24 protein-coding genes and 1 tRNA gene are annotated in these 24,669 nt (G+C 70.1%); 20 read left to right on the top strand and 5 right to left on the bottom strand.

The window, feature by feature from the left end; all coding sequences use genetic code 11:
- Nucleotides 1–297: 297 nt before the first annotated feature.
- The 9 genes from hisG to ACZ5LB_RS10895 all read left to right on the top strand — a co-directional run bounded on the left by hisG (nucleotide 298) and on the right by ACZ5LB_RS10895 (nucleotide 8,583).
- The gene (gene hisG, locus ACZ5LB_RS10935; RefSeq protein WP_464602251.1) at nucleotides 298–1,137 is read left to right on the top strand and encodes an ATP phosphoribosyltransferase; all 840 of its coding nucleotides are present in this window, start codon (nucleotides 298–300) and stop codon (nucleotides 1,135–1,137) included.
- On the top strand, nucleotides 1,134–2,105 hold the full coding sequence (locus tag ACZ5LB_RS10930) for a pyridoxal phosphate-dependent aminotransferase (protein ID WP_464602250.1): 972 nt from the start codon (nucleotides 1,134–1,136) through the stop codon (nucleotides 2,103–2,105). The genes hisG and ACZ5LB_RS10930 overlap by 4 nt, the downstream gene beginning before the upstream one ends.
- Nucleotides 2,102–2,662, top strand: a complete 561-nt coding sequence (hisB, locus tag ACZ5LB_RS10925) for an imidazoleglycerol-phosphate dehydratase (RefSeq protein WP_464602249.1) — start codon at nucleotides 2,102–2,104, stop codon at nucleotides 2,660–2,662. The genes ACZ5LB_RS10930 and hisB overlap by 4 nt, the downstream gene beginning before the upstream one ends.
- Complete coding sequence (hisH, locus tag ACZ5LB_RS10920) at nucleotides 2,659–3,243, top strand: imidazole glycerol phosphate synthase subunit HisH (RefSeq protein WP_464602248.1); 585 nt, start codon at nucleotides 2,659–2,661, stop codon at nucleotides 3,241–3,243. The genes hisB and hisH overlap by 4 nt, the downstream gene beginning before the upstream one ends.
- Nucleotides 3,234–3,989, top strand: coding sequence for an imidazole glycerol phosphate synthase subunit HisF (hisF, locus tag ACZ5LB_RS10915; RefSeq protein WP_464602247.1), 756 nt, complete (start codon nucleotides 3,234–3,236; stop codon nucleotides 3,987–3,989). The genes hisH and hisF overlap by 10 nt, the downstream gene beginning before the upstream one ends.
- Entirely contained in the window at nucleotides 3,983–5,251 is a 1,269-nt protein-coding gene (gene hisE, locus ACZ5LB_RS10910) for a phosphoribosyl-ATP diphosphatase (RefSeq protein ID WP_464602246.1), read from the top strand. The genes hisF and hisE overlap by 7 nt, the downstream gene beginning before the upstream one ends.
- A complete protein-coding gene (gene hisD, locus ACZ5LB_RS10905) occupies nucleotides 5,245–6,489 on the top strand; it encodes a histidinol dehydrogenase (protein WP_464602245.1) in 1,245 nt (414 codons plus the stop codon). The genes hisE and hisD overlap by 7 nt, the downstream gene beginning before the upstream one ends.
- A 134-nt stretch (nucleotides 6,490–6,623) precedes the next feature.
- Entirely contained in the window at nucleotides 6,624–7,805 is a 1,182-nt protein-coding gene (locus tag ACZ5LB_RS10900) for a GGDEF domain-containing protein (RefSeq protein WP_464602244.1), read from the top strand.
- A 70-nt stretch (nucleotides 7,806–7,875) separates the two neighbouring features.
- Nucleotides 7,876–8,583, top strand: a complete 708-nt coding sequence (locus ACZ5LB_RS10895; RefSeq protein WP_464602243.1) for a cytidylate kinase-like family protein — start codon at nucleotides 7,876–7,878, stop codon at nucleotides 8,581–8,583.
- Here ACZ5LB_RS10895 and ACZ5LB_RS10890 read toward each other — a convergent pair whose 3' ends face one another.
- Nucleotides 8,584–8,826: a hypothetical protein gene (locus ACZ5LB_RS10890; RefSeq protein ID WP_464602242.1), complete on the bottom strand. Its 243-nt coding sequence runs from the start codon at nucleotides 8,824–8,826 to the stop codon at nucleotides 8,584–8,586. It lies immediately after the preceding gene.
- 226 nt (nucleotides 8,827–9,052) lie between these two features.
- Between ACZ5LB_RS10890 and ACZ5LB_RS10885 the strand changes: the two genes are divergently transcribed.
- A complete protein-coding gene (locus ACZ5LB_RS10885) occupies nucleotides 9,053–10,015 on the top strand; it encodes a serine O-acetyltransferase (RefSeq protein ID WP_464602241.1) in 963 nt (320 codons plus the stop codon).
- Nucleotides 10,016–10,022: 7 nt separating this feature from the next.
- Here the strand turns inward: ACZ5LB_RS10885 and ACZ5LB_RS10880 are convergent, their stop codons facing one another.
- The 4 genes from ACZ5LB_RS10880 to ACZ5LB_RS10865 form a co-directional block, all read right to left on the bottom strand.
- A complete protein-coding gene (locus ACZ5LB_RS10880) occupies nucleotides 10,023–10,388 on the bottom strand; it encodes an NYN domain-containing protein (RefSeq protein WP_464602240.1) in 366 nt (121 codons plus the stop codon).
- Nucleotides 10,389–10,857: 469 nt separating this feature from the next.
- The gene (locus tag ACZ5LB_RS10875) at nucleotides 10,858–11,520 is read right to left on the bottom strand and encodes a MarC family protein (RefSeq protein WP_464602239.1); all 663 of its coding nucleotides are present in this window, start codon (nucleotides 11,518–11,520) and stop codon (nucleotides 10,858–10,860) included.
- 77 nt (nucleotides 11,521–11,597) lie between these two features.
- Nucleotides 11,598–14,090 carry a S9 family peptidase gene (locus tag ACZ5LB_RS10870; protein ID WP_464602238.1) on the bottom strand — a complete coding sequence of 831 codons (2,493 nt, stop codon included), beginning with the start codon at nucleotides 14,088–14,090 and terminating at the stop codon, nucleotides 11,598–11,600.
- A gap of 133 nt (nucleotides 14,091–14,223) precedes the next feature.
- Nucleotides 14,224–14,298 (bottom strand) — tRNA-Thr (locus ACZ5LB_RS10865).
- A gap of 133 nt (nucleotides 14,299–14,431) precedes the next feature.
- On the opposite strand from ACZ5LB_RS10865, the gene ACZ5LB_RS10860 reads away from it, so the two are divergent.
- From ACZ5LB_RS10860 to ACZ5LB_RS10815, 10 genes are all read left to right on the top strand, one after another.
- Nucleotides 14,432–15,760 carry a PhoH family protein gene (locus ACZ5LB_RS10860; RefSeq protein WP_464602237.1) on the top strand — a complete coding sequence of 443 codons (1,329 nt, stop codon included), beginning with the start codon at nucleotides 14,432–14,434 and terminating at the stop codon, nucleotides 15,758–15,760.
- 10 nt (nucleotides 15,761–15,770) lie between these two features.
- Nucleotides 15,771–16,274, top strand: a complete 504-nt coding sequence (locus ACZ5LB_RS10855; protein WP_464602236.1) for a hypothetical protein — start codon at nucleotides 15,771–15,773, stop codon at nucleotides 16,272–16,274.
- Nucleotides 16,275–16,314: 40 nt separating this feature from the next.
- Nucleotides 16,315–17,505: a tyrosine--tRNA ligase gene (gene tyrS, locus ACZ5LB_RS10850; RefSeq protein WP_464602235.1), complete on the top strand. Its 1,191-nt coding sequence runs from the start codon at nucleotides 16,315–16,317 to the stop codon at nucleotides 17,503–17,505.
- Nucleotides 17,502–19,301 (top strand): hypothetical protein, encoded by a 1,800-nt coding sequence (locus tag ACZ5LB_RS10845; protein ID WP_464602234.1) that lies wholly within the window; start codon nucleotides 17,502–17,504, stop codon nucleotides 19,299–19,301. Before tyrS ends, ACZ5LB_RS10845 begins: the two co-directional genes overlap by 4 nt.
- 155 nt (nucleotides 19,302–19,456) lie before the next feature.
- Nucleotides 19,457–20,317 (top strand): septal ring lytic transglycosylase RlpA family protein, encoded by an 861-nt coding sequence (locus tag ACZ5LB_RS10840; protein WP_464602233.1) that lies wholly within the window; start codon nucleotides 19,457–19,459, stop codon nucleotides 20,315–20,317.
- Nucleotides 20,307–21,077, top strand: a complete 771-nt coding sequence (locus ACZ5LB_RS10835) for an IspD/TarI family cytidylyltransferase (RefSeq protein WP_464602232.1) — start codon at nucleotides 20,307–20,309, stop codon at nucleotides 21,075–21,077. The genes ACZ5LB_RS10840 and ACZ5LB_RS10835 overlap by 11 nt, the downstream gene beginning before the upstream one ends.
- A 54-nt stretch (nucleotides 21,078–21,131) precedes the next feature.
- Nucleotides 21,132–22,052 (top strand): UDP-3-O-acyl-N-acetylglucosamine deacetylase, encoded by a 921-nt coding sequence (lpxC, locus tag ACZ5LB_RS10830; RefSeq protein WP_464602231.1) that lies wholly within the window; start codon nucleotides 21,132–21,134, stop codon nucleotides 22,050–22,052.
- Nucleotides 22,053–22,118: 66 nt separating this feature from the next.
- Nucleotides 22,119–23,405 carry an HAD family hydrolase gene (locus tag ACZ5LB_RS10825; protein WP_464602230.1) on the top strand — a complete coding sequence of 429 codons (1,287 nt, stop codon included), beginning with the start codon at nucleotides 22,119–22,121 and terminating at the stop codon, nucleotides 23,403–23,405.
- Nucleotides 23,402–24,025 (top strand): type 1 glutamine amidotransferase family protein, encoded by a 624-nt coding sequence (locus ACZ5LB_RS10820; RefSeq protein WP_464602229.1) that lies wholly within the window; start codon nucleotides 23,402–23,404, stop codon nucleotides 24,023–24,025. The genes ACZ5LB_RS10825 and ACZ5LB_RS10820 overlap by 4 nt, the downstream gene beginning before the upstream one ends.
- A 7-nt stretch (nucleotides 24,026–24,032) precedes the next feature.
- Nucleotides 24,033–24,668: a HisA/HisF-related TIM barrel protein gene (locus tag ACZ5LB_RS10815; RefSeq protein WP_464602228.1), complete on the top strand. Its 636-nt coding sequence runs from the start codon at nucleotides 24,033–24,035 to the stop codon at nucleotides 24,666–24,668.
- The last annotated feature ends 1 nt before the right edge of the window (nucleotide 24,669 follow it).

The raw sequence follows: 24,669 nt of genomic DNA, 5'->3' as shown, positions 1-24,669 counted from the left end.
GCGCTAGATTGTTGGCTTCGAGGTATCCGTGACCTTCTCCGTCATCCATCATCGCCATACCCACGCCGTTTCCGGCGGGGCCGTGGCATGCGGGACAGACGCCTAGCGAGCAAGGCGAAACGAACCCGGCACGAACCCCCCGGCCTTGACCCCCGGGGGGTTTCCGCATTCAAGGATCCACCATGAACCTGAACTTCCGCCATCACGCCCATCCGCCCCTTCCGGGCTAGGCCGGGCCCTGCAAGCCCGCAACCTCGCCCCGGAGCCATCCGGGGCTTTTTCTTTTCTGGAGAGAACATGGACACGATCAACCTGGCGATACCCAAGGGCCGCATGGCCGAAGGGGTCCTTCGCCTCATGGAGGACGCGGGCTTCAAGGTGCTGGCCAACGGCCGGAACTACCGGCCCGCCTGCGCCGACCCCCGCTTCCAGCTCAAGCTGCTCAAGCCCCAGGACATCGTCCGGATGGTGGAGCTGGGCCGGCACGACCTGGCCTTCGCGGGCCACGACTGGGTGGTGGAACTGGACGCCCGGGTGGATGACCTCCTGGACACGGGCCTGGACACGGTGCGCCTGGTGGCCGCCGCCCCCCGGGCGTCGGTGGCCTCCCTGCGGAGCCGGCCCATCGTGGTGGCCAGCGAGTACGAGCGGATCACCCGCACCTGGCTGGACCGGGAGGGCTACGACTACCTTTTCGTGCGCAGCCACGGCGCCACGGAGGTGTTCCCGCCCGAGGACGCCGACATGATCGTGGACAACACCGCCACAGGCCGGACCCTGGAGGAGAACGACCTGGAGATCGTGGACACCCTGCTGACCTCCTCCACCCGGCTCATCGCCAATCCCCGCCTGGGCCGGCGCGCCGAGGTGGACGAATTCCTCCTCCTGCTCAATTCCGTGCTCGACGCCCGCAAGCGGGTGATGCTGGAGATGAACGTGGCCGCCTCCAACCTGGACGCGGTCCTGGGGATCCTGCCCTGCATGCGCATGCCCACCGTCATGCCCCTGGCCGGGGAGGGCGGCTTCGCGGTGAAGTCCGCCGTCCCCGCCCGGGAGGTGCGCCGCCTCATCCCCCTCCTCAAGGCCGCCGGCGCCACGGACATCCTGGAATTCTCCTTCAGCAAGGTGGTGTCATGAGCGCCTACGCCAACCCCGCCTCCGGACGCGCGTCCTTCGTGCGCATGGACTTCAACGAGGGCCCGCCGCCCGACCCCGACCTGCTCGCCGTGGACCTGCGGGACTGCCTGTCCCGGTACCCCGAATACGAGGCCCTCACAGCCGGCGCCGCCCGCGTCTACGGCGTGGAGCCCGACCGCATCGTGCCGGTCAACGGCGCCGACGAGGGCATCCAGCTGCTGCTGAAGACCCTGGGCGGGGGTGGCCTGGTGCTGCCGGTGCCGGCCTTCTCCATGTACCGGGTGTACGCGGACCAGCTGGGCGTCCCGGTGCGGGAGGTGCCCATGGACGCCTCCTGGGATGTGGACGTGGAAGCCGTCCTGGCCGCGGAAGGCTCCGTGGTGGCCCTCACCAGCCCCAACAACCCCACGGGGCGCCGAGTGGATGACGAGACGGTGCTGCGGGTGCTCCGCCAGGGGCGCCCCGTGCTCCTGGACGAGACCTACGGCCCCTACTGCGGCCAGGACTTCGCGCCGCTCCTGCGGGACTGGCCCAACCTCGCCATCCTGCGCTCCCTGAGCAAGGTCTACGGCGTGCCGGGCCTCCGGTGCGGGTTCGTCCTGGCCTCCCGGGACCTGGCGGCCCGGCTCGAAGCCCTGCGCTCCCCCTTCAACGTCAACGGCCTCGCCGCGGCCCTGGGCGCCCGCCTCCTGGAAGGGGACATCCGTTTCCGGGACCGCATCGCCGCGGCGGTGGCGGCCCGGCGTTCCCTGCAGTACCGGGTGGAGGAGGCGGGGTACCGCACCATCGCCTCCGACGCCCACTTCTTCCTGGCCGAGCTGGGCCCCGGCGCCGCGGACCGCCTGAGGGAGCGCGGCATCCTCGTGCGCGACATGGCCAAGGCCATGCCCGGCTGGTGCCGGATCAGCGTCACGACGGCCGACGAGGCGGCCGTTTTCGAGCGCGCATTCCTGGGAGGCAGACCATGACTCGGTTCGAACGCATCACCAAGGAGACCCGGGTCGTCCTGACCCTGGGGGCGGGGGGCGCCGTGGCCACCTCGGTGCCCATGCTCACCCACTTCCTGGACCAGCTCAACCTGTACGGCGGCCTCGGCCTGGACCTGGAGGCCGTGGACCTCATGCCCCTGGGCGACGGGCACCACCTGGCCGAGGACGTGGCCATCGCCCTGGGCCGCGCCCTGGACCAGGCCCTGGGCGGCCGCGAAGGCCGGGCCCGCTACGGCCAGCGCCTGCTGCCCATGGACGAGGCCCTGGCCACGGTGGCCCTGGACATCGGCGGCCGGCCCTTCCCGGTGGTCGACCTTCCCTTCCGGGCGGAGATGCTGGGCGGGCTCGCCACCGAGAACATCGCGCACTTCTTCCGGACCCTGGCCCTGGAGGCCCGGTTCACGCTGCACCTGAAGGTGACGGGGGAGAATGCCCACCACATGGCCGAGGCCGCCTTCAAGGGCGTGGGGCTCGCCCTGCGCGAGGCCATGGGCGAGGCCGAGGGCCTGCGCTCCACCAAGGGGGTGCTCCGTTGATCGGCATCGTGGACTACGGCTGCGGGAACCTCCGGAGCCTGGAGAACGCCCTGGAGTTCCTGGGCCTGGAATCCCGGCGGGTCGCGGCCCGGGAGGACGTCCTGGCCATGGACCGGCTCATCCTTCCCGGCGTGGGGAATTTCGGCCACGCCGGCGCGGAGCTGGCCCGGCGCGGCCTGGGGGACGTCCTGAAGGAACGGGCGGCCCTGGAACGCCCCCTGCTGGGCATCTGCCTGGGCATGCAACTGCTCTTCGAGGGCTCGGAGGAGGCCCCGGACACCCCCGGCCTGGGGCTCCTGACGGGACGCGGCGAGCGTTTCGCGGACCCGTCCCTCAAGGTGCCGCACATGGGCTGGAGCGCGGTGGACTTCGGGGAGCTCTCGGGGGCCGCCTACTTCGTCCATTCCTACTTCGTCCCGGCCTTCCCCGGCGGCCGCGGGGCGGCCGTGGCCACGGCCCGGTACGGCCGGCCCTTCCTGGCGGGCTTCCGCAGCGGGAACCTGGCCGGCTTCCAGTTCCACCCCGAGAAGAGCGGCGCCTACGGACTGAACCTGCTCAAGGAGGCGCTCGCATGGTCATGAAACGGATCATCCCCTGTCTGGACGTGAAGGACGGACGGGTCGTCAAGGGCGTGCGGTTCCAGGACCTCAAGGACAGCGGCGACCCCGTGGAACTGGCGGCGCGCTACGGGGCCGAAGGCGCCGACGAGCTGGTGTTCCTGGACATCACCGCGGGCATCGAGAAGCGGGACACCGCGGCGAGGATGGTTGCGGCCGTGGCCCGGGAGGTATTCATCCCGTTCACGGTGGGCGGAGGCATCCGCACCGTGGCCGACGCGGAGGCCCTGCTCATGGCCGGGTGCGACAAGGTGGCCGTGAATTCCGCCGCGGTGCGCCGCCCGGAGCTCATCACGGAGCTGGCCACGCGGTTCGGCAGCCAGTGCGTGGTCCTCGCCGTGGACGTGCGGCGACCGGCGTACGGGATCCTGGTGGCCGTGGACGCGGGGCGGACCCTCACCCAGCTCACCATGGGCGCGTGGCTGGCCGAGGCCCAGGACCGGGGCGCGGGGGAGATCCTCCTCACCAGCATGGACAAGGACGGCACGGGGTCGGGCTACGACCTGGACGTGCTGCGGCGGGCCTCCCGCGGTCTGAGGATCCCCCTGATCGCCAGCGGCGGCTTCGGGGAGGCCAGTCACGCCGTGGAGGCCTTCGAGGCCGGCGCCGACGCCGTGCTCGCCGCCGGGGTCTTCCACACCGGCGGCCTCACGGTGCGCCGGCTCAAGGAACAGCTTGCCCGCGAGGGCGTGGAGGTGCGCCCATGCTGATCCCCAGCATCGATCTCATGGACGGCAAGGCCGTGCAGCTGGTGGGGGGACGCACCAAGGTCCTGGAGGTGGAGGACGTCCTCGGCCTCGCCCGGCGCTGGCGGGTGTACGGGGACCTGGCCGTCATCGACCTGGACGCCGCCCTGGGCCGCGGCGACAACCTGGCCCTGGTGAAGGAGCTCTGCGCGGTGGCCCGGTGCCGGGTGGGGGGCGGCGTGCGCACCCCGGACCGCGCCGTCGAGCTGCTCCGCGCGGGCGCGTCCTCGATCATCCTGGGCACCGCCGCCTCCGAGGACCTGCTGCGCCGGCTCCCCCGGGAACGCACCCTGGTGGCCGTGGACCAGCGGGCCGGAAGGCTCCAGTCCCGGGGCTGGACGGAGGACGAGGCCGAGGCGCCCCTGGACCGCATGCGGCGCCTGGGCGCCTTCTGCGGCGGCTTCCTCATGACCGTGGTGGACAAGGAGGGGCGGCTGGAAGGCCTGGACTGGGATGCCGCGCGGGCCGCGCGGGCCGCCACGGACCTGCCCATCGTCTACGCCGGCGGCGTCGCCACGGCGGCGGACGTGGCGGCCCTGGACCGGCTGGGGCTGGATGCCCAGGTGGGCATGGCGCTCTACAAGGGCCTCCTCGACCCCGCCGAGGCCTTCCTGACCTGCCTGGACTGGGACAAGCAGGGGGGACTGATCCCCGCCGCGGTCATGGACGAGGCCGGCAGGCTGCGCATGGTGGCCTACGAGAACCCCGCCTGCCTGCGGGAGGCCCTGGAGCGGGGCAGGGGCGTCTACTGGTCCCGCTCCCGCCAGGGCCGGTGGGAGAAGGGGGAGCGCAGCGGCCACGGCCAGGAGCTCCTGCGGGTGGAGGCGGACTGCGACCGGGACACCCTGCGCTTCGTGGTTCGCCAGGACGGGCCCACCTGCCACACCGGGGCCGGAACCTGCTTCGGCCGGGCGGAGTTCTCCCTGGAGGACCTGGAGACCACCCTCCGCTCGCGCCTGGAACGCGCAGCGCCGGGCAGCTACACCGCGCGGCTCTTCCGGGAGGAAGGGCTCCTGGCCGCCAAGCTCGTGGAGGAGGCGGGGGAAGTCGCCGCGGCCGAAAGCCAGGATGATCTGGTGTGGGAGGGGGCCGACCTGCTCTACTTCCTCATGGTCCGCCTCGCCCAGGGCGGCGTGCGCATGGAGCAGGTCCTCCGCGAACTCGAGCGCCGCGCCACCACCGACACCCGCAAGCCCGGCAACGCCAAAGGAGCGCCCACATGCTGAAGACCCTCTCCTTCGCCAAGGCCATGGACCAGGCGGGGACCGTGTTCCCGCCGGTACCGCCCGAGGTGGGCGCCATCCTCGACGACATCCGCAGGCGCGGCAACGAGGCCGTGTTCGACTGGGCCCGCAAGCTGGACGGCTTCAAGGGCGGCCCCTTCGAGGTGGACCCCCGGAAGGTGGAGGAGGCCCCCGGCAAGCTGCACCCCGAACTCCGCGGCCACCTGGAGGAGGCCATCCGCCGCGTGGAGGCCTTCTCCCGGGCCCAGAAGGAGAGCATCCGGGACTTCAGCACGGAGGTGGACGGCATGGTGCTGGGCCAGCGGGTGCTGCCGGTGGGCCGCGCCGCGTGCTACGCCCCCGGCGGGCGCTACCCGCTCCCCAGCTCCGTGGTCATGGGCGTGGTGCCCGCGCGGGTGGCCGGGGTGAAGGAGATCCTCGTCCTCAGCCCCCGGCTCCACCCCGTCACCCTCGCCGCCGCGGCCCTGGCCGGGGCGGACCGGGTCTTCGACCTGGGCGGCGTGCACGGCATGGCCGCCGTGGCCTGGGGCCTGGCCGGCGTCCCCCGGGCCGACCTGGTGGTGGGGCCCGGCAACCGCTTCGTCACCGGCGCCAAGCGCCTCCTGTACGGCGACGTGGGCATCGACTTCCCCGCGGGCCCAAGCGAACTGCTGGTCATCGCCTCCCCCGGGGCCCGGCCCGCCTGGATCGCCGCCGACCTCCTGGCCCAGGCCGAGCATGACCCCGACGCCCGGCCCCTGCTGGCGGTCTTCGACGCCGCCCTCATCCCCCAGGTGAACGCCGAGCTCAAGGCCCAGCTGGCCGCCCTGCCTCCGGACTCCCCGGCCCGGGACAGCCTGCGCAACGGCTTCGCCGTGGTCCTGGCCGGCGACGCCGAGGCCGTGGCCCTGGCCGACGCCCTGGCCCCCGAGCACCTGGAGCTCCAGGGCGCCCGGGCCGAGGCCCTGGAAGGCCGCTTCTCCAACTTCGGAAGCCTCTTTGTGGGCGAGGACGCCGCGGAGGTCTTCGGGGACTACGGCAGCGGCACCAACCACATCCTGCCCACCTCGGGCGCCGCGCGCTTCACCGGCGGGGTTTCCGTGGCCACCTTCCTGAAAATCCTCACCTGGCAGCGCACCCTCCCCGCGGGCCGCGCCGCCCTGGCCGCCCAGGCCGCGGCCCTGGCGAGGGCCGAGGGCCTGGCCGCCCACGAGGCCTCGGCCCGCACGCGGATTCCGTGAGTTGGATGGAAATGCGATGAATAGAAAATATTGCATGTTTTTTCCATAGCAAACGCCATGTCCATTGACTGGAGGCGGGTGGTGAAGGAATATTGAGGTTCCAAACGTGAAGGCTGGCCTCCCACAGGAACCCCATGACCTCGCCGCTCGCGGCAATCTTCGCCCTGGATGTCCGTACCGTCCTGGTGCTGCTCTTCACCGGAAACGCCGCCATGGCGGCCTTGATCTTCGTGTTCGAAGGGTTCGCCGCGGAATCCGGCCACCGGCATCCCCTGCGCTGCCATGCCCTGGCCCGGCTCCTGCAATCCCTGGCCTGGCTGCTGATGCTCCAGCGGGGGGAACTGCCGGGGGTCCTCTCCATCCTGGCCGCGGACAACCTGCTCGTGGCGGGCTTCTTCCTGGAATCCATGGTCGCCCTGGAGCTGGCCGGCATCGACCGGCCCCGGGCGCGGCGGGTCCACGTCGTCCTGTCCGGTGCGGCCCTCCTGCTCATGAACCTGGTGACGCTGCTCCAGGGCACCCCGGGCCAGCGCATGGCCGCCACGTCCCTGGGCGTGGGGGTCTGCATGGCGATCCCCTCGGTGCTCTTCGTGACGGCCCCCCGGGAATCGGCGTTCCGGCGGATCCTGGGCACCGCGAACCTCGCCTTCATCACGATCCTGGGGGTGCGGGCCGTCCTGGCCGTTTCCGACAGCTCCTTCACCCTCTACTCCACCGGCATGGTGCAGAGCCTCACCTTCTTCCTGCTGATCCTCATGATGATCCTCGGGGGCGCGGTGGTCCTGCTCCTCGCCAAGGAGGACGCGGACCGGGAGCTGCGGGAACTGGCCACCCAGGACTCCCTCACGGGCCTGTCCAACCGGAGGGCCTTCACCGCCCAGGCCGCCCGGGTCCTGGCCTACCACCAGCGGTACGGTCTGGAGGTCTCGGTGCTCTTCATCGACATCGACCACTTCAAGGCGGTGAACGACCGCCACGGCCACGCCGCGGGGGACCGGGTGATCCAGCACCTGGCCGCGGTGCTCCGCCGCACCATCCGGGAATTCGACCTCCACTGCCGCTACGGCGGGGAGGAGTTCGTGCTGCTCCTGCCCAATTCCTCCCTGGCCGAAGGCCTCCACGTGGCCGAGCGCATCCGGGAGGAGGTCGCCCACGGGGGGGCCGCCACGGTGCCCTACACGGTCAGCGTGGGCCTCGCCTCCAGCCAGGCCCAGGCCCGGGATCCCCTGGAGGACCTCCTCGCCCGGAGCGACGCGGCCCTGTACCGCGCCAAGAAGGCCGGCCGGGACCGGGTCGAGGTGGATGGTGGGTCCTAGCGGACCTATACTTGCGGTGGTCCTACGGAAACGTTCACCTGCATGCGTCGGCATCCCCGGGAGGTGCGCCATGACGTCCGGAACGAACCTGCCAGCCAGCGTGGAGGAGCGCCTGTCGGGGTGGGTGGCCATCCAGGAACGCCGGGGCCAGGCCCCCGTCAAGGCCCGGCCGGGGCCGGCCATCACCCTCTCCAGGTCCTACGGGTGCGAGGCCTTCGCCGTGGCCCAGCGGCTGCAGGAACTCTTCTCGGAAGGGAGCGGCGAGCCCTGGAGCCTGTTCGACAAGGCCCTGCTCGACAAGGTGGCCCTGGACGAGGGCATCTCCAAGAACCTCCTGGAAGGCCTGGGGGACGCCACCCGGAACCTGGAGGCCTTCGGCTTCCACCCCAGGGGGGGCGTCACCCAGGACGAAATGTTCGACAAGGTGGCCGGGACCCTCGTGGGCATCGCGCGGCAGGGCAACGCCATCATCGTGGGCCGCGGCGGGGCCGTCCTGTGCCGGGGCCTGGACAACGCCTTCCATTTCAGACTGGACGCCGGACTGCCCTGGCGGGTGGCGTCCCTGGCGCGCCGCCTGGGCATTCCCCGGGAGGAGGCGGAACACTTCATGAAGATCGAGACCCGGCGGCGGGACCAGTTCGTCAAGGAGCGCCTGGGGGCCGACCTGGCCGATCCTGCCCACTACGATGCGGTGTTCAACAACGAGCACCACACCGCCCGCCAGGTGGCGGCCGCCATCCACGCCTACGTGCGCAGCGCCCTGCAGGACCGCGGCTGATCAGAAGCGGAACCCGGCGGGAAGCCCCTCCAGGCCGCGGCGGGGCTCCGGCTGGCCGGGGCGCACCAGCCGGAAGGCCTCGCCGGCCTTCAAGGGGCGTCCGCCCTCCGGGATGAGGGCCACGGGGCGCTGCTGCGCCGCGGGGCGGTGCGGGGGGGGACCGAAGAGGGCCCGCTGGCGCTGGGGCCCCAGCATCCAGGCCGTGGTCAGGCAAAGCATCAGCCACCCTTGGCGCATGGGCATGGTTCCTCCTGGTGTCGTCGGGGTCCGGGGTCGGGACTGTATGAGTCAATTATAGGAACCGGAAAAGTCCTGGCGAGGGGACGGGAACAAAATATCTGCTGGGTGCACCCCCGGCCGGGCGTGTTGTCCAAATCAACGAAGGGACGCCGGTTTCCTCCCGGTCCGGCCCCGGATCCTCCGGGAGCTTTGTGTATGCTTGTTCCTGAACCTGTGAACGAGGCTTCCCATGAACCCAGAAGCGCGACCGGATCAAGGGAACCCCGCCCCCCTGGGCCCCGTGGTGGAAGCCCTGTGCAGGGCCGGCAAGGGCTGGGAGGGCGCCCACTCGAAGCCCAACCTCCGCCGGGAATTCCCGTCCCGCCAGGCGGTGGTGGACCTGGTGGAGGACCTGCGGTCCGTGCTCTTCCCGGGCTATTTCGGGCCTTCGGAACTCACCGCCGAGACCATGGGCTTCCACGCGGGCGCCGCCCTGGACCGCATTCTCCAGGGCATGCAGGAACAGATCCGGCGCGGCTTCTGCGCCGTTTCCGGAAACGGCGGGGAGGCCTGCACCTCCCCCGAGCGCGCCCGGGCCCTGGCCGAGGCCTTCGTGGAGCGCCTGCCCGAGGTGCGGCGCATGCTGGGCACGGACGTGGAGGCCGCCTACGAGGGCGACCCCGCCCTCACCAACCCCGACGAGGCCATCTTCTGCTATCCGGGAATCCTCGCCGTCACCAGCCAGCGCCTGGCCCACGAACTGCACGTGCTGGGCGTTCCCCTCATCCCCCGCATGATCACCGAGCACGCCCACAGCGTCACCGGCATCGACATCCATCCCGGCGCCCGCATCGGCGAGGGCTTCTTCATCGACCACGGCACCGGCGTGGTCATCGGCGAGACCACCATCATCGGCCGCAAGGTCCGCCTCTACCAGGGCGTCACCCTGGGCGCCAAGAGCTTCCCCCTGGACGAGCACGGCAACCCCATCAAGGGGGTGGACCGGCATCCCATCGTGGAGGACGAGGTGACGATTTACTCCAACGCCACGATCCTCGGTCGCATCACCCTGGGCCGCGGCTCCACCATCGGCGGCAACGTCTGGCTCACCCAGAGCGTCCCGGCCGGGGCGATGGTGACCCAGCTCTCCCAGTACACAGCCACTCAGATCCACGGGGCCTTCAACCCAGCCTGGTCGTCCTGGATGATCTAGCGAGGAATTAGCCGAGAACAACGTCCGCGTGGGCCCTGAGTTCGTCCCTGATGCCTACCTTGCTACCGAGCGTGTGAAGGAAGATGCGAATTCCCTCCTTCCTCGCGAATTTCATCGCGGGAACCATGTCTGAATCCCCACTGACCAGGACCAGGGTTTCGGCAATCCGCTTTAGGGCAATCCAGGCAATGTCCAAGCCGATCTTGATGTCGACCTGCTTCTGTTCCAGATCGGGTTTGAAGTCGTCCGGACGGAGGAGGCGAGGCCCGGTTTGCAGGTCCGCCACGGCTTGCGACGTCAATCGCCAACCATGGTGGAGGAGCGTTCCCCGTCGAACTGCGAAATCCGGCTGCAGGTCCAGTTCATGCAACAACCGAGAATTCCGAGCCGCGGTGGGTTCGGAGCTGTAACGGATCTGTTGGCGACTGATGGGGTGCGTGGCTCCGCCGGCATAGGGTGGGGAGTCATAGAAGAACACCCTGAACAGGACCTTCCCGATTAGCCTGGGGTGCTGGAGGATGCAGGCGCATTCCGTTGCGATGTCGGAGGCGGTTGCATGTCGCTTCAGTGAGGAATGGAGACGTCGTTTGACGAACCCCCCATCCATGAGGATTGCTACTCGGTCGTTCATAAGCACCTATAAAATTGCCCCATCATGCGCGGGGCCTTTCGGTCCTCTTGAATGGGTGGCGCAATCCGGGGCGGTATATCTCGACCCCATCAGTATGGTGAATTCGATTCCTTTTCTCCAGGGGGGAAGTAGCTACAAAATCGTCATAACATACTTAATAATTAATCAAATGAGTGGCGTCTCAACGCCGCCACGGCTGCAGGTTCCGCGATCATTGAACCGCCGCCACCACGGGATTCCGGATCTCCGCGGCCACCTCCTTCACCCCGTTGATGAGGAACTGCATGGCCACGGCGGCCAGGATCAGGCCCATCAGCTTCGTGACGATCTTCGTGCCGGTGCCGCCCAGCCGGTCCGTGATCCACCGCGCCTGGAGCAGGAACATGTGGATCAGCCAGCCGTTCACCAGGATCGCGGCCAGCAGCACCAGGGCTTCCGAAATGCTCAGGCCCGCGATGAACCCCATGACCGTCGAGATGGTGCCCGGCCCGGCCAGCATGGGGATGCCCAGGGGGATGACCGCGATGTCCGAGGACTTGGGCTTCTCGTGGGTGGCGTCCTTGAGGTGGGGGTCCTCGCCGTAGAGCATCCCCATGGCCGAGTGCATCACCAGGATGCCGCCCACGAACCGCATGGCCAGGGCGGTGAAGCCGAACACCCCGAAGACCACCTTGCCCAGGAGCGCGAAGCCCACCATGACGCAGGTGGCCGTGAGGCTGGCCCGGAAGGCGGTCTGGCGCACCCGGGCCCGGTCCCACCCGGCGGTGAGGCCCGAATAGATGACCGCGGCGCTGGTGGGGTTGATCACCGAGAACAGGGAGGTGAAGACTCCCAGGGCGAAGGCCAGGGTGGGGAAGGGGCGCAGGTGGAACATGGGGGGATTCTAGCGCGATTCGTCCCGGCGCCCCCTCGCGGGAGGGGATGCCGGGACGGGGTCTTGCATCCAGCGGATCAGCGGCGGGGCGGCGCGTTCTTCACGTAGGCGTCGAACCAGTTGAGCATTTCAAAGACAAGGTGCTCGTTGGATTCCCGCGCGGTGTACCAGTGGGGCTCGTGGGGCAGCATGACGAGCCGGGTGGTGCCGCCGTTGCCTCGGATGGCCTCGAACAGTTTGGTGGCCTGGAGGGGGGTGGTGCCGGGGTTGGCGTCGTCGGCGCCGTGGACGATGAGCAGGGGCGCCTTCACCTTGTCCGCGAAGAAGAAGGTGGAAACCTGCCGGTACACGTCCGGGGCCTCCCACACGGACCGCCGCTCGCTCTGGAAGCCGAAGGGCGTCAAGGTCTTGTTGTAGGAGCCGCTGGTGGCCACGCCGGCCCGGAACAGCCCGGAGTGGGCCACCAGGTTGGCGGTCATCAGGGCGCCGTGGCTGTGGCCGGTGACCCCGATGCGGTCGGGATCGGCCACGCCCAGCTCGACGGCCTTGTCCACGGCGGCCTTGGCGTCGGCCACCAGCTGTTCAAGGTAGGTGTCGTAGGCCTTCTTCGGGTCGCCCACCACCGGGAAGGAGGCGTCGTCGATGATGGCGTAGCCCGCCATCAGCAGCAGTCGGTAGTCCCGCAGCCGGGTGAAGGTGTACTGGGACCCGGTGACCTGGCCGGCCTTGGAGGGGTCGGCGTAGTCCAGGGGGTAGGCGTAGAGGATGGTGGGCACCCGCTTCCCCTCCTGGTACCCGGGGGGCGTGTAGAGGGTGAAGGACAGGTCAAGGCCGTCGGCGCGCTTGTAGGTGACGAGCCGCTTCTTGATCTGCCGGACCGCCGGGGTGGGATCCGGGATGTGGGTGAAGGGCGCGCGCTTGGAAACGAAGGCCGCTTCGCCCGCCGGGGCCTTGCAGGCCGAACCCAGGGTGTGGATGAAGGCGTTGGGCGGATCGGTGGGCGTCTGGTGCCAGGTGAGGAAGGTGCGGGAGCCCGGGCCCGTGAAGGCCAGGAACCGCTCGAACTCGGTCTTGCCGCTGCGGAACAGCCGCTCGGTCTTGAGGGTGCGCAGGTCCAGGCGGTCCAGGAAGGGCCGCTCCCCTTCGGGGGAGGCCCCCATGCCCGAAAGGAAGATGAAATCCCCCTCCTGGCGGAGCACGGAGGTCCCGTTGGGCAGCGTGCGTCCCACGGGGCTGCCCGGGTCGCCGTACTGCTCGTCCGTGGACAGGTCCCACAACAGGCGGGGCGCCTGCTTGGCCTGGTCGAAGTCGATGATGTAGGTGCGGAACCAGTGGCGGTTGTTGTCGTATTCATAGAGGAGGGCGACCCCGGGGCGCTCGCCCCAGGCCAGGCCAGAATAGCGCTGCTCGGTGCGGAGAACCTCCACCGGCGCGGCGGTGAAGGGGGCCTTGAGGGCCATGACCTTGTCCCGGTGGGGCACCTTCACGTTCCAGTCGCCCCCGTCCAGGGCCTCGGCCCACACCAGGGTGGCGGCGTCCGTGGGCCTCCAACTGAAGGCGCGGGGCCCCAGCGGCGAGCCGTGGACGGGAACCCGGTCCGCCAGGGGCAGCGAGGCGATGGGGTGGGTGGCCGCGACGGCGCGGCCGGCCAGGTCCCAGACCTCCACCTGCCGGGGGAAGCGCTCGTAGGTGGTGACGTAGGAGTAGGGCTTGCGGAGGGTGGAAACCCGCACGTGGGCGCCGTCCGGCGACGGGCTCAGCTCCAGGAGGCGGTCGGCCTTGCCCAGGGGGCTCACGGCGCCGGTTTCCGCGTCCACCAGGGCGGCCTGGGAGGTGCCGTAGTAGTCGAACAGGTCCTCGTCGTGGGCGTTGCCCAGGGTGTCGCGGTTCTCGTAGGTGCTGCTCTGGCCCTTGCCGCCGAGGGATTCCTGGATGCTGGGGCCGGCGGGGACCGCGGGCGCGGGCGGGGGCGCCCCCTGGCCCGGGGGCACCAGCTTGACCAGCAGGCTCTTCTGGTCGGGCATCCACTGGAGTTCGCCGCCGAGCATGGGGTTCAGGCGGACACCGGGCACGCGGCGCACGGCGCCGGTGGTGCCGTCGCCCACCCACAGCTCCACGGCGTCCGTGGCCACGTTCTGGAACGCGAAGCGCTTCCCGTCGGCGCTCCACACGGGCCCGCCCGGGCAGCCGCCCTTGGGCAGGTCCACGTGGATGGAGGTGCCGTCGGGAATGCGCAGGAGGTCGTAGCTCTGGGCCGAGGGGGTGATGCCGTAGCCCCCGGGCGTGTCGTGCCGGCTGTGGTTCTTCGGCTCGACGCGGACGCCCGCCAGGCGCAGGAAGGGCGTGGCCACGCGCCCGATGGAGGGGTAGGCCTCCCAGGCCACCAGGAGCATGCGGTCCCGGGTGGGGTTGAGGAAGGGGACGGGCGCGGAGGGCGCCCGCATGACGTCCAGGATGGCCTGGGGCGGCTGGCGGTAGCCCTGGGCCGGGGCCTGGGCGAGCCCCGCGAAGGGAAGGGTGGCGCACAGCAGGGCTGCCCTGCCGGCGATCTGGAACCGTCCTGGTGACATGGATACCTCGTGGCTTGGGGTTGGGGGTATTTGACTCCCCAAGTCTCACACCCGCCCGGTCCCTTTTCCAGGCGGAACTGCGCGCCGGTGCCGCAAAAAACCCCCCAGGGCGAGAGGCCATGGAGGGCGGTTCTGGAGCCGGTAGAGGGATTTGAACCCCCGACCTACGGTTTACGAAACCGTTGCTCTACCCCTGAGCTATACCGGCTGGTCCTGTCGGGCAGGACCCCTAGACTAACGCGGCTTGGGCCCGGGGTTCAAGCCTCCAATTGGGCGGCACCCTCCCGCGGGGACGGTGCTAGGCTTGCCCAGAGCTGCCCCAGCCGATGGAGGTTCCCAAGATGGTCGCGTCCAGCAAGAAGGTGTTCGTCCTGGATACCAACGTCCTCCTCCACGATCCCGCCGCCATCTTCCACTTCCAGGAGCATGAAGTGGTCATTCCGATCGTGGTCATCGAGGAGATCGACACGTTCAAGAAGGACCAGACGGAAATCGGCCGCAACGCCCGCAACGTCTCGCGCCAGCTGGACAAGCTCCGGGCCCTGGGCAACCTCAGCGCGGGCGTGCCCCTGGAGGGGGGTGGATCCCTCAAGGTGGACGTGGCCCACCACCCCCTGGACCTGACCATCACGACGCTGGACAAGCACAAGGCGGACAACCAGATCCTGGCCTGCGCCCTGGCGCTCCTGGGGACCCGCAAGGAGAAGGTGGTCATGGTGTCCAAGGACACCAACCTGCGCATCAAGGCCGACGCCCTGGGCCTTTCGGCCGAGGACTACACCACCGACCGGGTGGCCCTGGACGAGCTCTACACCGGCACCGCCGCGTGGACCGTGGACGCCGTGAAGGTCGACCAGCTCTTCGACGGCGGGCTCCAGCCCGAGGCGGACCAGGTCCTCAACCCCAACCAGTTCGTGACCCTGGTGGACAGGGCCAACGAGACCCACACGGCCCTGGGCCGGTTCTACGCCGCCGACGGGCGGGTGCATCCCCTCAAGCGCCTGGAGATGCCCCCCTGGGGTGTCAAGCCCCGCAACCGCGAGCAGCAGTTCGCCCTGGACCTCCTCCTGGACGATTCCATCCAGGTGGTCACCCTCATGGGCAAGGCCGGGACCGGCAAGACCCTCCTGGCCATCGCCGCGGGCCTCCAGCAGGTGGTGGACGAGGAGCGCTTCAACAAGCTCCTGGTGAGCCGCCCGGTCATGCCCCTGGGCCGCGACCTGGGCTTCCTGCCCGGCGACATCAGCGAGAAGCTGCGGCCCTACATGCAGCCCATCTACGACAACCTGGACTTCATCGTGGCCGCCAACATGGAGCAGCGCCGCAGGTCCTCCATGACCCCGGCCCAGCTGGAGGAGGGCGGCTACATGGCCGTCGAGCCCCTCACCTACATCCGCGGGCGCAGCATCCCCAACCAGTACATCATCGTGGACGAGGCCCAGAACCTCACGCCCCACGAGGTCAAGACCATCCTCACCCGCGCCGGCGACGGCACCAAGATCGTGTTCACCGGAGACCCCTTCCAGATCGACAATCCCTACGTGGACGCCTCCAGCAACGGCCTGAGCTACCTCGCCGAGCACTTCAAGCACCTGGAGCTATCCGGCCACGTCACCCTGGTGAAGGGCGAGCGGAGCAGGATGGCCGAACTGGCCAGCAACCTTCTGTAGGAGCCCGACCATGCCCGATTCCTCCTGGGACCAAGCGGCGCCCCCGCCCCCCAAGAAGGGGCTTTCCCTCTTCGGCAAGGTGGCCATCGGCTGCGGCGGGGCGCTGCTGTGCTTTCTCCTGGCCATCGGGGCCATGGCCTGGGTGGTCTTCAGCAAGGCCACCAAGGCCCTGGACCAGGGCTGGGCCGAGCTCCACACCGAGTTGCGAAGCCTTCGCACCGAGCAGGGCGCCCGGACCCTCTACCGGGAGAACCCGGGCCTGGCCCAGAACTACCCCACCGAGGAGGAATTCGTGAAGGCCTCGGCGGTGTGGCGGGCGAAGCTGGGCGACATCCCCGAAAAGCGCCCGGAGCTCAAGCAGATCCTGGAGGGCAAGGCCCCCGGGGGCATCACCCTGCGCCGGCGGGACGCCGGGGGCCGGAAGGCCCTTTCCGTCAGCATGCGCATGTCCACCGGCGCCACCCTGACGGTGGAGCTGGAGAACGACAAGCTTGTGGACATCCAGGTCGACTGAACCGCTGGAGAAAATCGGCTGGATACGCCACTATGCTTGCATGGCAAATGCTTCTCCCCTGGATGCCCTGGACCTGCTCAAGAAAGGCACGGTTACGTGCCACACGGAGGAACTGCTGCTGGCGCGCCTGCGCTCCGGCAAGCCCCTGCGCGTGAAGGCCGGCTTCGATCCCACCGCCCCCGACCTGCACCTCGGCCACGGCGTGCTGCTGCGCAAGATGGCCCAGTTCCAGGAACTGGGTCATACCGTCATCTTCCTCATCGGCGACTTCACGGGCATGATCGGCGACCCCACCGGCAAGAAGGCCACCCGCCCCCCCCTCACCCGGGACGAGGTGCTGGCCAACGCGGAGACCTACAAGGCCCAGGTCTTCAAGGTGCTCGACCCTGATCGCACCGAGATCCGCTTCAACAGCGAGTGGATGGGCGGGCTCCACGGCGAGGACTGGATCCGCCTGGCGAGCCGGTTCACCCTGGCGCAGATGCTGGAAAGAAATGATTTCCAAAAGCGCATGAACGCATCCGAACCCATCGCCCTGCACGAGCTGCTGTACCCCCTCGTGCAGGCCTACGACTCCGTGGCGCTCACCTGCGACGTGGAACTGGGCGGCAACGACCAGCTCTTCAACCTCATGAAGGGCCGCGACCTGCAGGCCGCCCTCGGCCAGCCCCCCCAGGTGGTGCTGACCGTGCCCCTGCTGCTGGGCCTGGACGGCGTTGAGAAGATGAGCAAGTCCCTGGGCAACTACATCGGGTTCATGGAGGACGCCGACACCCAGTTCGGCAAGGCCATGAGCATCTCCGACGAGAACATGTGGAACTGGTGGCTTCTGCTCACCGACCTCCTCCCCCGGGACATCGAGGCCCTCAAGCAGGGCCACCCCATGGACGCCAAGAAGGGCCTGGCCCGGGAGATCGTGGGCCAGTTCCACGGCAAGGCCGAGGGTCTGGCGGCGGAGGAGCGCTGGGTGAAGCGCTTTTCCGAGCGGAAGACCGACGACGCCCCCGAGGTGGAAGTGGCCGCCTTCCAGGGCGAGATCCTGGCCAAGCTCCTCGTGGAGCGGGGCCTGGCCGCCTCCCGCAAGGAGGCCGAGCGCCTCATCCAGCAGGGGGCCGTGAGCCTGGACGGCGTCAAGGTGCAGGACCCCCGGCTGGCCGTGGACCTGGCCCCGGGCGGCTCCCTGCTGGTCAAGGCGGGCAAATTGAAACTTCAGAGGTGGGTGGTGCGATGAGCTTGCTGGCCCTCCAGGATCTTTTCCGGCGGTACCGAGACAGGGCGACGGGGGTCTGGAGGCTGGGCCAGGACCCGAGCCGAACCATCTACATGGACTACGGCGACACCGTCTTCGCCCAGAGCACGCACCTGGCGGACCGCCTCACCACCATCCTCGTGGAGCGGGGCCGGATCACCCAGGCGCAGATGGATTACGCCCTGGCCAACCTCAAGCCCGGCATCAGCATCGGCAAGAACCTCATCGAGATGGGCTTCATCACCCAGCGGGACCTCCTGGACGTGGCCAAGATCCAGGTGGAGCGCATCATCTACGGCTGCCTGGCCCAGCCGGACATGCTGCCGGTGTTCGAAGCCCGGGAGCTGGACGCCCACGTGGTGCGCCTGCCCCTGAACACCGCCCAGTTGCTCCTGAGCGGCATGCTGGCCATCCAGGACCGGGAGGCCCTCCTGGAGCTGCTGGGCCCCCTCAACCAGGTGGTGGTCCTCCAGGGCCGGAGCCTGCTGGACCTTTCCCTGCCGCCGGACCTGGGCCGGCTCACCGGCCTCCTGGACGGCACCCACACCCTGCTGGAGCTGAGCCGGGAGGCCCAGGCCGAGCCCATGCGCGTGGGGGCCTTCGCGCTGTTCCTCCGCGAGATGAACTGGGCCCGGCTCCACGAGATGCCCCCCGTGGACCGCCAGGCCCTGGACCTGGCCCTGTCCCCGGAACCCGAGCCCCTTTCCGTGATCCTGCCCGAGCCGCCGGTGGAAGCGGCGCCCTCCCTCTTCGAGACCATCCAGGAGGCCGCCCGGCCCACCACGAACCTGGAGCACCTGTCCCAGGCCCTGGACGAGGAGCCGCCCCCCGCCCCCGAACCGCTCTACCTGCCCGAGGGCCTCCAGGTTCCCGGCATTCCCGACCCCCCGCCCCCGCCGGCGCCCGAGGTGCACGTGGAAACCGGCCAGGCCGAACTTCCCACCCCCTCCGTGGAACTGCCCCCCCTTCCCGAGACCCTGGCCGAGGAGCCCCGGGTGATGCTGTCGGTGCCCCCCGAGCCGGCCCTGGTGGACCCGCCGCCGCCCGAGCCCGACCTGCCCCGGTCGTCCAGCTTCCGCTGGGCGGGATTGGGCCTCCTGCTCGCTGCTTGCCTTCTCGGTGGCTTCTTCTGGATGCGCCGCAAGGGCCACCCCCCCGTGCCCAAGGCCCTGCCCGGGGAACCGGCCCAGCCCGTGCCCGACAAACCCAAGGCGGAACCCGCCCCCTCCATCGCGGTGCCGGCCCCCGCCGAACCGGCCCAGGCCGAACCCGCTCCCCCCGAACCCCCCAAGCCTGAACCCAAGCCCGAGCCCAAGGCCGAAGCCAAGGCCGAGCCCAAGGCCAAGGCCGAGCCCAAGGCCAAGGCCGAGCCCAAGGCCGAGCCCAAGGCCAAGGCCGAACCCAAGGCCAAGGCCGTGGGCGCCACCCTCCCCGAGCGCCTGGAGGCCCTGCGCAAGGGCGACCTGACCCGGGCCGTGGCCCAGGGGGCGCAACACGTCAAGGAAACGCCGGCCGGCCACTTCGTCCTTCGCCTGGAGATCGCCTGCCAGGGCGAGACCATCCGGCGGGTCTCCGAACTCTTCAAGGACGGCAAGCCCGATCTCTTCATCCTCCCCATGACCCTCCGGGACGGGAGGACCTGCTACCAGGTGCTTTACGGCAATTTCTCCGGCAAGGACGCCGCCGAGAAGGAGATCAAGCGTCTCCCCCCCGCCTTCCAGGGCGAGCGGAACCGTCCGAAGGTCTTCCGGTTCTCCGAAATCCCCAAGGAGCAGTAAAAAAGTTCTGCAGTATATTATTCGACATACTCGATTAAGGCGGCCGATTTGTAAATTCGGTACCCCTGCCGGTTGGATGTCAATTTACAAATGCGAAGAAATGGTTAAAATGGAAGTTTGGGATACAAACCGCCCAAAGATCTTTCCGGAGAACCATGGACTTCAATGCGCTGTGCACTCAGAACTGGAGCAGGCATTTCAGCGTCTGGATCGAAGACATCCAGGTGGTCTGCCATCCCGTCGTCGCGGCGCCTTCCCTGATCCAGGTGAACCTCCTCCGGAAGGCCCGGGCCCTGAGCCGGGTCACGGCGGTGGTGGTGGTCCTGCTCTTCTCCCTGCACTGCACCCGGCCCGAGGCGGCCCCCGTCGTGACCGTCCCCGAGGCTCCGGCCCAGGAGGAGGCCGGCGAGCGCTCCGAGGCCAAGGTCTACACCGAGACCGGTGAAGCCAGCTGGTACGGCGGCGAGGACGACGGCTTCGCCGGCCGGGCCACGGCCAACGGCGAGACCTTCGATCCCCGCGAACTCACCTGCGCCCACCGCACCCTGCCGTTCGGCGCCATGATCGAGGTGCGGAACCTGGACACCGGGAAGCGCGCCATCCTCCGGGTGAACGACCGCGGCCCCTTCATCCGGGGGCGCATGCTGGACGTGTCGGAGCGGGCAGCCAAGGACCTGGGCATGCACGGCCGCGGCACTTCCCGGGTGCGCATCCGCTCCGTGGACACCCAGGGCAAGCCGGCCCCCATCGATCCCGCCACGATGCTGGGCGACGCCTACACCGTCCAGGTGGCGGCCCTGTCGGACCCTGCCAACATCGCGCGCATTTCCAAGGAATTGCAGTCCGCCGTGGGCCCCGTGAACCTCGTGGAGGCCCGGACCCGGGGGGGCGTGACGGTCAAGCGGGTGCGGGTGGGCAGCTACGCCACCCAGGACGAGGCCCAGAAGGCTTCGGACCTCATCACCAAGCTTTTCAAGGACCGGGGCCTGGAGCCCTTCATCACCCGTGAGAATTGATATGAACGAGGGGGGACCCCACGGGGAAGCCGGGCGGCCCTTCCTGGTGATTCCCGCCGGCGGGCGGGGGGTGCGCATGGGCGGCGGCACGCCCAAGCAGTTCCGGGACTGGGGCGGCGTCACCCTTCTCGAGGCCACCGTGCGGGCCTTCCTGGCCCCTGGCATGCCGGACCTGGCGGGCATCGCCCTGGCGGTGCCCGAGGACCGGCTGGACCAGGTGCGGGCCTGGCGCTTCGGCGTACCCCACTGGACCGTGGCGGGGGGCGACACCCGGCAGGCCTCCGTGGCCCTGGCCCTGGCCGCCCTGCCGGAAGTCCCCTCGGCTCCGGTGCTCATCCATGATGCCGTGCGCCCGTTTCCGCCCGCCCTTCCGGTCCATGAAGCCCTGGCCGCCCTGGACGCCTGGGACGGCGCGGTGCTGGGGGAACCCTCCACCGACACCCTCAAGCGGGTGGACGCCCAGGGCCTGATCCTCGGCACCGAGCCCCGCGAGGGGATCTTCCGGGCGCAGACGCCCCAGGTCGCGAGGCTGTCCCTTTGGCTGGAGGCCTTCCGGTGGGCCGGGGACCGGGGGTTCGCCGCCACCGACGACGTCTCCCTGCTGGAAGCCATGGGCCTGCGGGTGAAGCTCATCCCGTCCACCCCCGCCAACCTCAAGCTGACCACCCCGGAGGACTGGGATCGCTGGCACCCCGGGACCACAGGGTGTGGTGGATCGGCCCACAGTCGGGCGGGTGCCATTTCGGATCAATCCCTTTAGATTCAATTATTAACGGGTAGGCATGGTTCTTGCTCAATGCGTGGCGAGGATTTTATGCACCGGAACCGCCACGCCCAAACGCTCCGCCAGGCCGCGACACTGTCGGGCCGGGGGCTCCATGGCGACCTCCCCTGCACCGTGGTTCTCCGGCCGGCCGAACGGGCCTCGGGCATCACCTTCGTCCACACCCCCACCGGCGTGGAGATTCCCGCCCGCGCCGAGTTCGTGGGCGACTGCAGCCTGGCCACCTCCCTGACCCGGGACGGCGTCCGACTCCAGACCGTGGAACACCTCCTCTCCGCCCTCATGGGCCTGGGCATCGACCACGTCACCATCGAGGTGGACGGGGAGGAGCTTCCCATCCTGGACGGTTCCTCCGAACCCTGGGTGCGCCTGATCCTGGAAGCCGGCATCCGCCCCATGGCCATCTGGCCCCGCGCCCTGCGGATCCTGAAGCCCGTGGAAGTGCGCATGGGCGACAAGTGGATGCGCGTGACCCCCTGGAACGGCCTGCGGCTCGCCTACACCATCGTCTACGACAACCCCTACATCGGCCGCCAGAGCCGGGAACTGTCCCTCACCCCGGAGAAGTACGTCCGGGAGCTGGGCCTGGCCCGCACGTTCTGCCTGGAGAGCGACATCACCTTCATGCGTTCCCGGGGCCTTGCCAAGGGCGGCAGCCTGGACAACGCGGTGGTCTTCGGCGCCGACGGCCCCCTCAACGAGTCGCTGCGCTTCGAGGACGAAGCCGTCCGCCACAAGATGATGGACCTGGTGGGTGACCTTGCCCTGCTGGGCGCGCCCCTGGAGGGCTTCGTGGAGGCCCACTGCGCCGGCCACGCCGTCCACGTCGCGCTGGCCAAGGCGATTCTCGACGATCCCACCGCCTGGACCTGGGCGGATTCCGAGTCGGAGCTCCGGCCCAGGAAGCTTTTTGCTCAGGGCCTCCCCGCCGCCCACGCCATTCCCGCCTGATTTCCCCGCGCCCGACCCGCGCCCCTGGGCTAAGCTGGAAGAGTGAAGGCAATGGGAGAAGGCATCGTGGAGAACAGGACCCTGGCGGCGCTGGGCGCCCCCCCGGGCGGAGCCCTGGCGGGAGCGTCCATCGACGCCCTGCTCCAGGCCCTGCTGGCGGGACGCGCCCCGGTGCGGGTCTGGGTGGCGGAATCCCTCCGCCCTGAGTGGGAGGACCGGATCCGGGCCGCCGGAGCCGAGTGCCGCTCCCTCTGGCTGGAAGGCCGGGAGGTGCTGAACACCCTCATGGACGCCGCCTCCGACTGCGGCCCCCGGGAGCAGATCTGGCTGAACCTGGACCGCACGCCGACCCTGGACGCCATGGACCTGCTCACCCTGGACGCCTTCCTCGCGTTCGCCGCCACCCGGCCCCACCCGCCGCTGGTGGTCCTCATGCGGGACGACGCCCCGGGCCTGGTGCGAACCCAGCGCCTGGCGGTGGATCGGCACCGCATCGCGCTGCTGCTGCGGGAGGGCCCCTACGGGGCCTGCGCCCTGGGCCAGCCCGAGGTGCTGGCGACCCTGGGTGGGGCGGGCGGTGGCCGTCTGCCCGCGACCTTCGCCACGGCCGAAGGGGAGCGCCGGCTTCTGGCCCTGGACGTGGACGGCGTGCTCATCGATCCGGGCCGGTCCTTCGTGGAGGCCGTTTCCGCCGCCCTGGCCGAACTGGCGCCGTCCCTGGCGTGGGACGACGAGCACTTCGCCGCGTTCAAGCGCGTGGGGGGCTTCAACAACGATTTCCGCCTCACCGCCGGGGCCCTGGCCCTGGCCGAGATCGGGGGCCTGGACGGCCTGCGCCACGCCACCGGCAAGGGCTTCCCCCACCTGGAGTCGCGCATCCGGGAACTGGAGCCCCGCTGCCGGGACACCGTGCAGAAGCACTACGCCCGCACCCGGCGCATGGAGCGCCCCATGGTCAGCCGCCAGGACCTGGACGCCTTCCCCGGCGACCTAGCCATCTTCACCGGCCGCCCGCCGGACGAGCTCACCCTCGCCTTCCAGGTGCTGGGCTTCCGCATCCCCGCCGTGGCCGACAGCGCCCCCCACCTGCGCAAGCCCCGGGCCGAGGGCCTCGTCCAGCTCGCCGACGCCTTCCGGAGCACCCAGGTGATCTTCGTGGGCGACACCTGCGACGACGCCTCCGCCCTGCGGGGGGCCCGGGACCTGTGCCCCGGCGTGGACTGGATTTTCGCCGCCGTGGGCCCCGACCGGCAATGGATCGCCGGGGAGGGGGACCTCCAGGCCCCCCGGCTCCGGGATCTCCTGTCCACCCTGGATGCCCGGACCGCCGCGGAGCCCCGGCCGGCCCCATGATCACCCTCGTGGAAACGGGCGCCGAAAGCCTGCACACCCTGGAGGGGGCGCTGGACCACCTGGGCTTCCTGCACCGCCGGGCCCAGGACCCGGATTCCGCCGGATCGGTCGGCCCTCTGGTCATCCTCGGATCCGGCCCCTTCGACCCCGCCTGCGCCGCCCTGAAGGCCAGCGGCTGGTGGTACGAACTGCCCCAGCTGGCGGCAGCCGGCCGCCCGGTTCTGGGCATCGGCCTCGGCCTCCATCTATTGGCGGAAGGCAGCGAGGAATCGCCCCGGGGCGCCGGCCTGGGCCTGATCCCCGGCATCGTGCGGAGCCTGGGCCCCGGCGTGAAGCTCCCCCACGACGGCTGGACGGTCATCACCCGGCACAGCCCCCACCCCGTCATTCCCGAGGCCAGAGGGGCCTGGCTCTACTTCAAGCACGCCCATGCCCTGGAACCCGGCAGCCGCACCCTCCACACCGCCGTCCACGGACGCCCCTTCTCCGTCCTGGAAATGCGCGGCCAGACCCTGGGCCTCCAGGCCCACCCCGAGAAGTCCGGCTCCTTCGGCCTGGCCTTCCTGGAAAAGATCCTGGCGGGCCTGGGCGAATTTCCCGCCGCCCGCGCCGGAAACTGAGGTCCCCATGGATGCCAAACGCCTGGTCCCGGTGGTCCACGTCCTGGAAGGCCGCGTGGTGGACCCCGCCGACGCCGCCGACCTGGGAGCCCCCGCCGAATGGGCCCGCCGCCTGGAGCTGGAGGGCGCCGACGGCCTCCTGTTCGTGGAACGGGGCCGGGGAAGGCGTCTGCGCCAGGCCTGGATGGTGGACGTGGCCCGTGCCCTCTTCCTCCCCTTCGCCCTCGAAGCCCCCTTCCAGGACCCCGCCGAAATCCAGGAGGCCCTGGAGGATGGCGCCGACCGCGTGGTGCTCCCCGCCCGGGACCTGGACGCCCTGGACGCCGCCCGCTTCGGCCGCGCCCGGATCACCGCCTCCCTGGAGGTCGCCTGGTCCGGCGGCTGGGACACGGCCCAGGAGGACCTGCGCAACCTGGGCGGGGCAGGGGAGATCCTCCTCAAGGCCGGCGACCGCCACCTGGCCGACCTCTGCGCCTGGGCCGCCCACCTGCCGACACCCATCCTGCTCAGCTGCTCCGACCCCGCCCTGGCCGCGGAGGCCCTGGCCCACGGGGCCGACGGCATCGCCTATCCCGCGGCGCTGATGACCGCGGGGGCGTTCAAGGACGCGCTGGAACCGGCCGGAATCGCGCTTAGAAGGTAGA

The sequence above is a fragment of the Mesoterricola sp. MK458 genome (genome assembly GCF_055384935.1).
The sequence above is the reverse complement of the archived record's forward strand: the minus strand, read 5'-3'. Positions and strand labels throughout refer to the sequence as shown.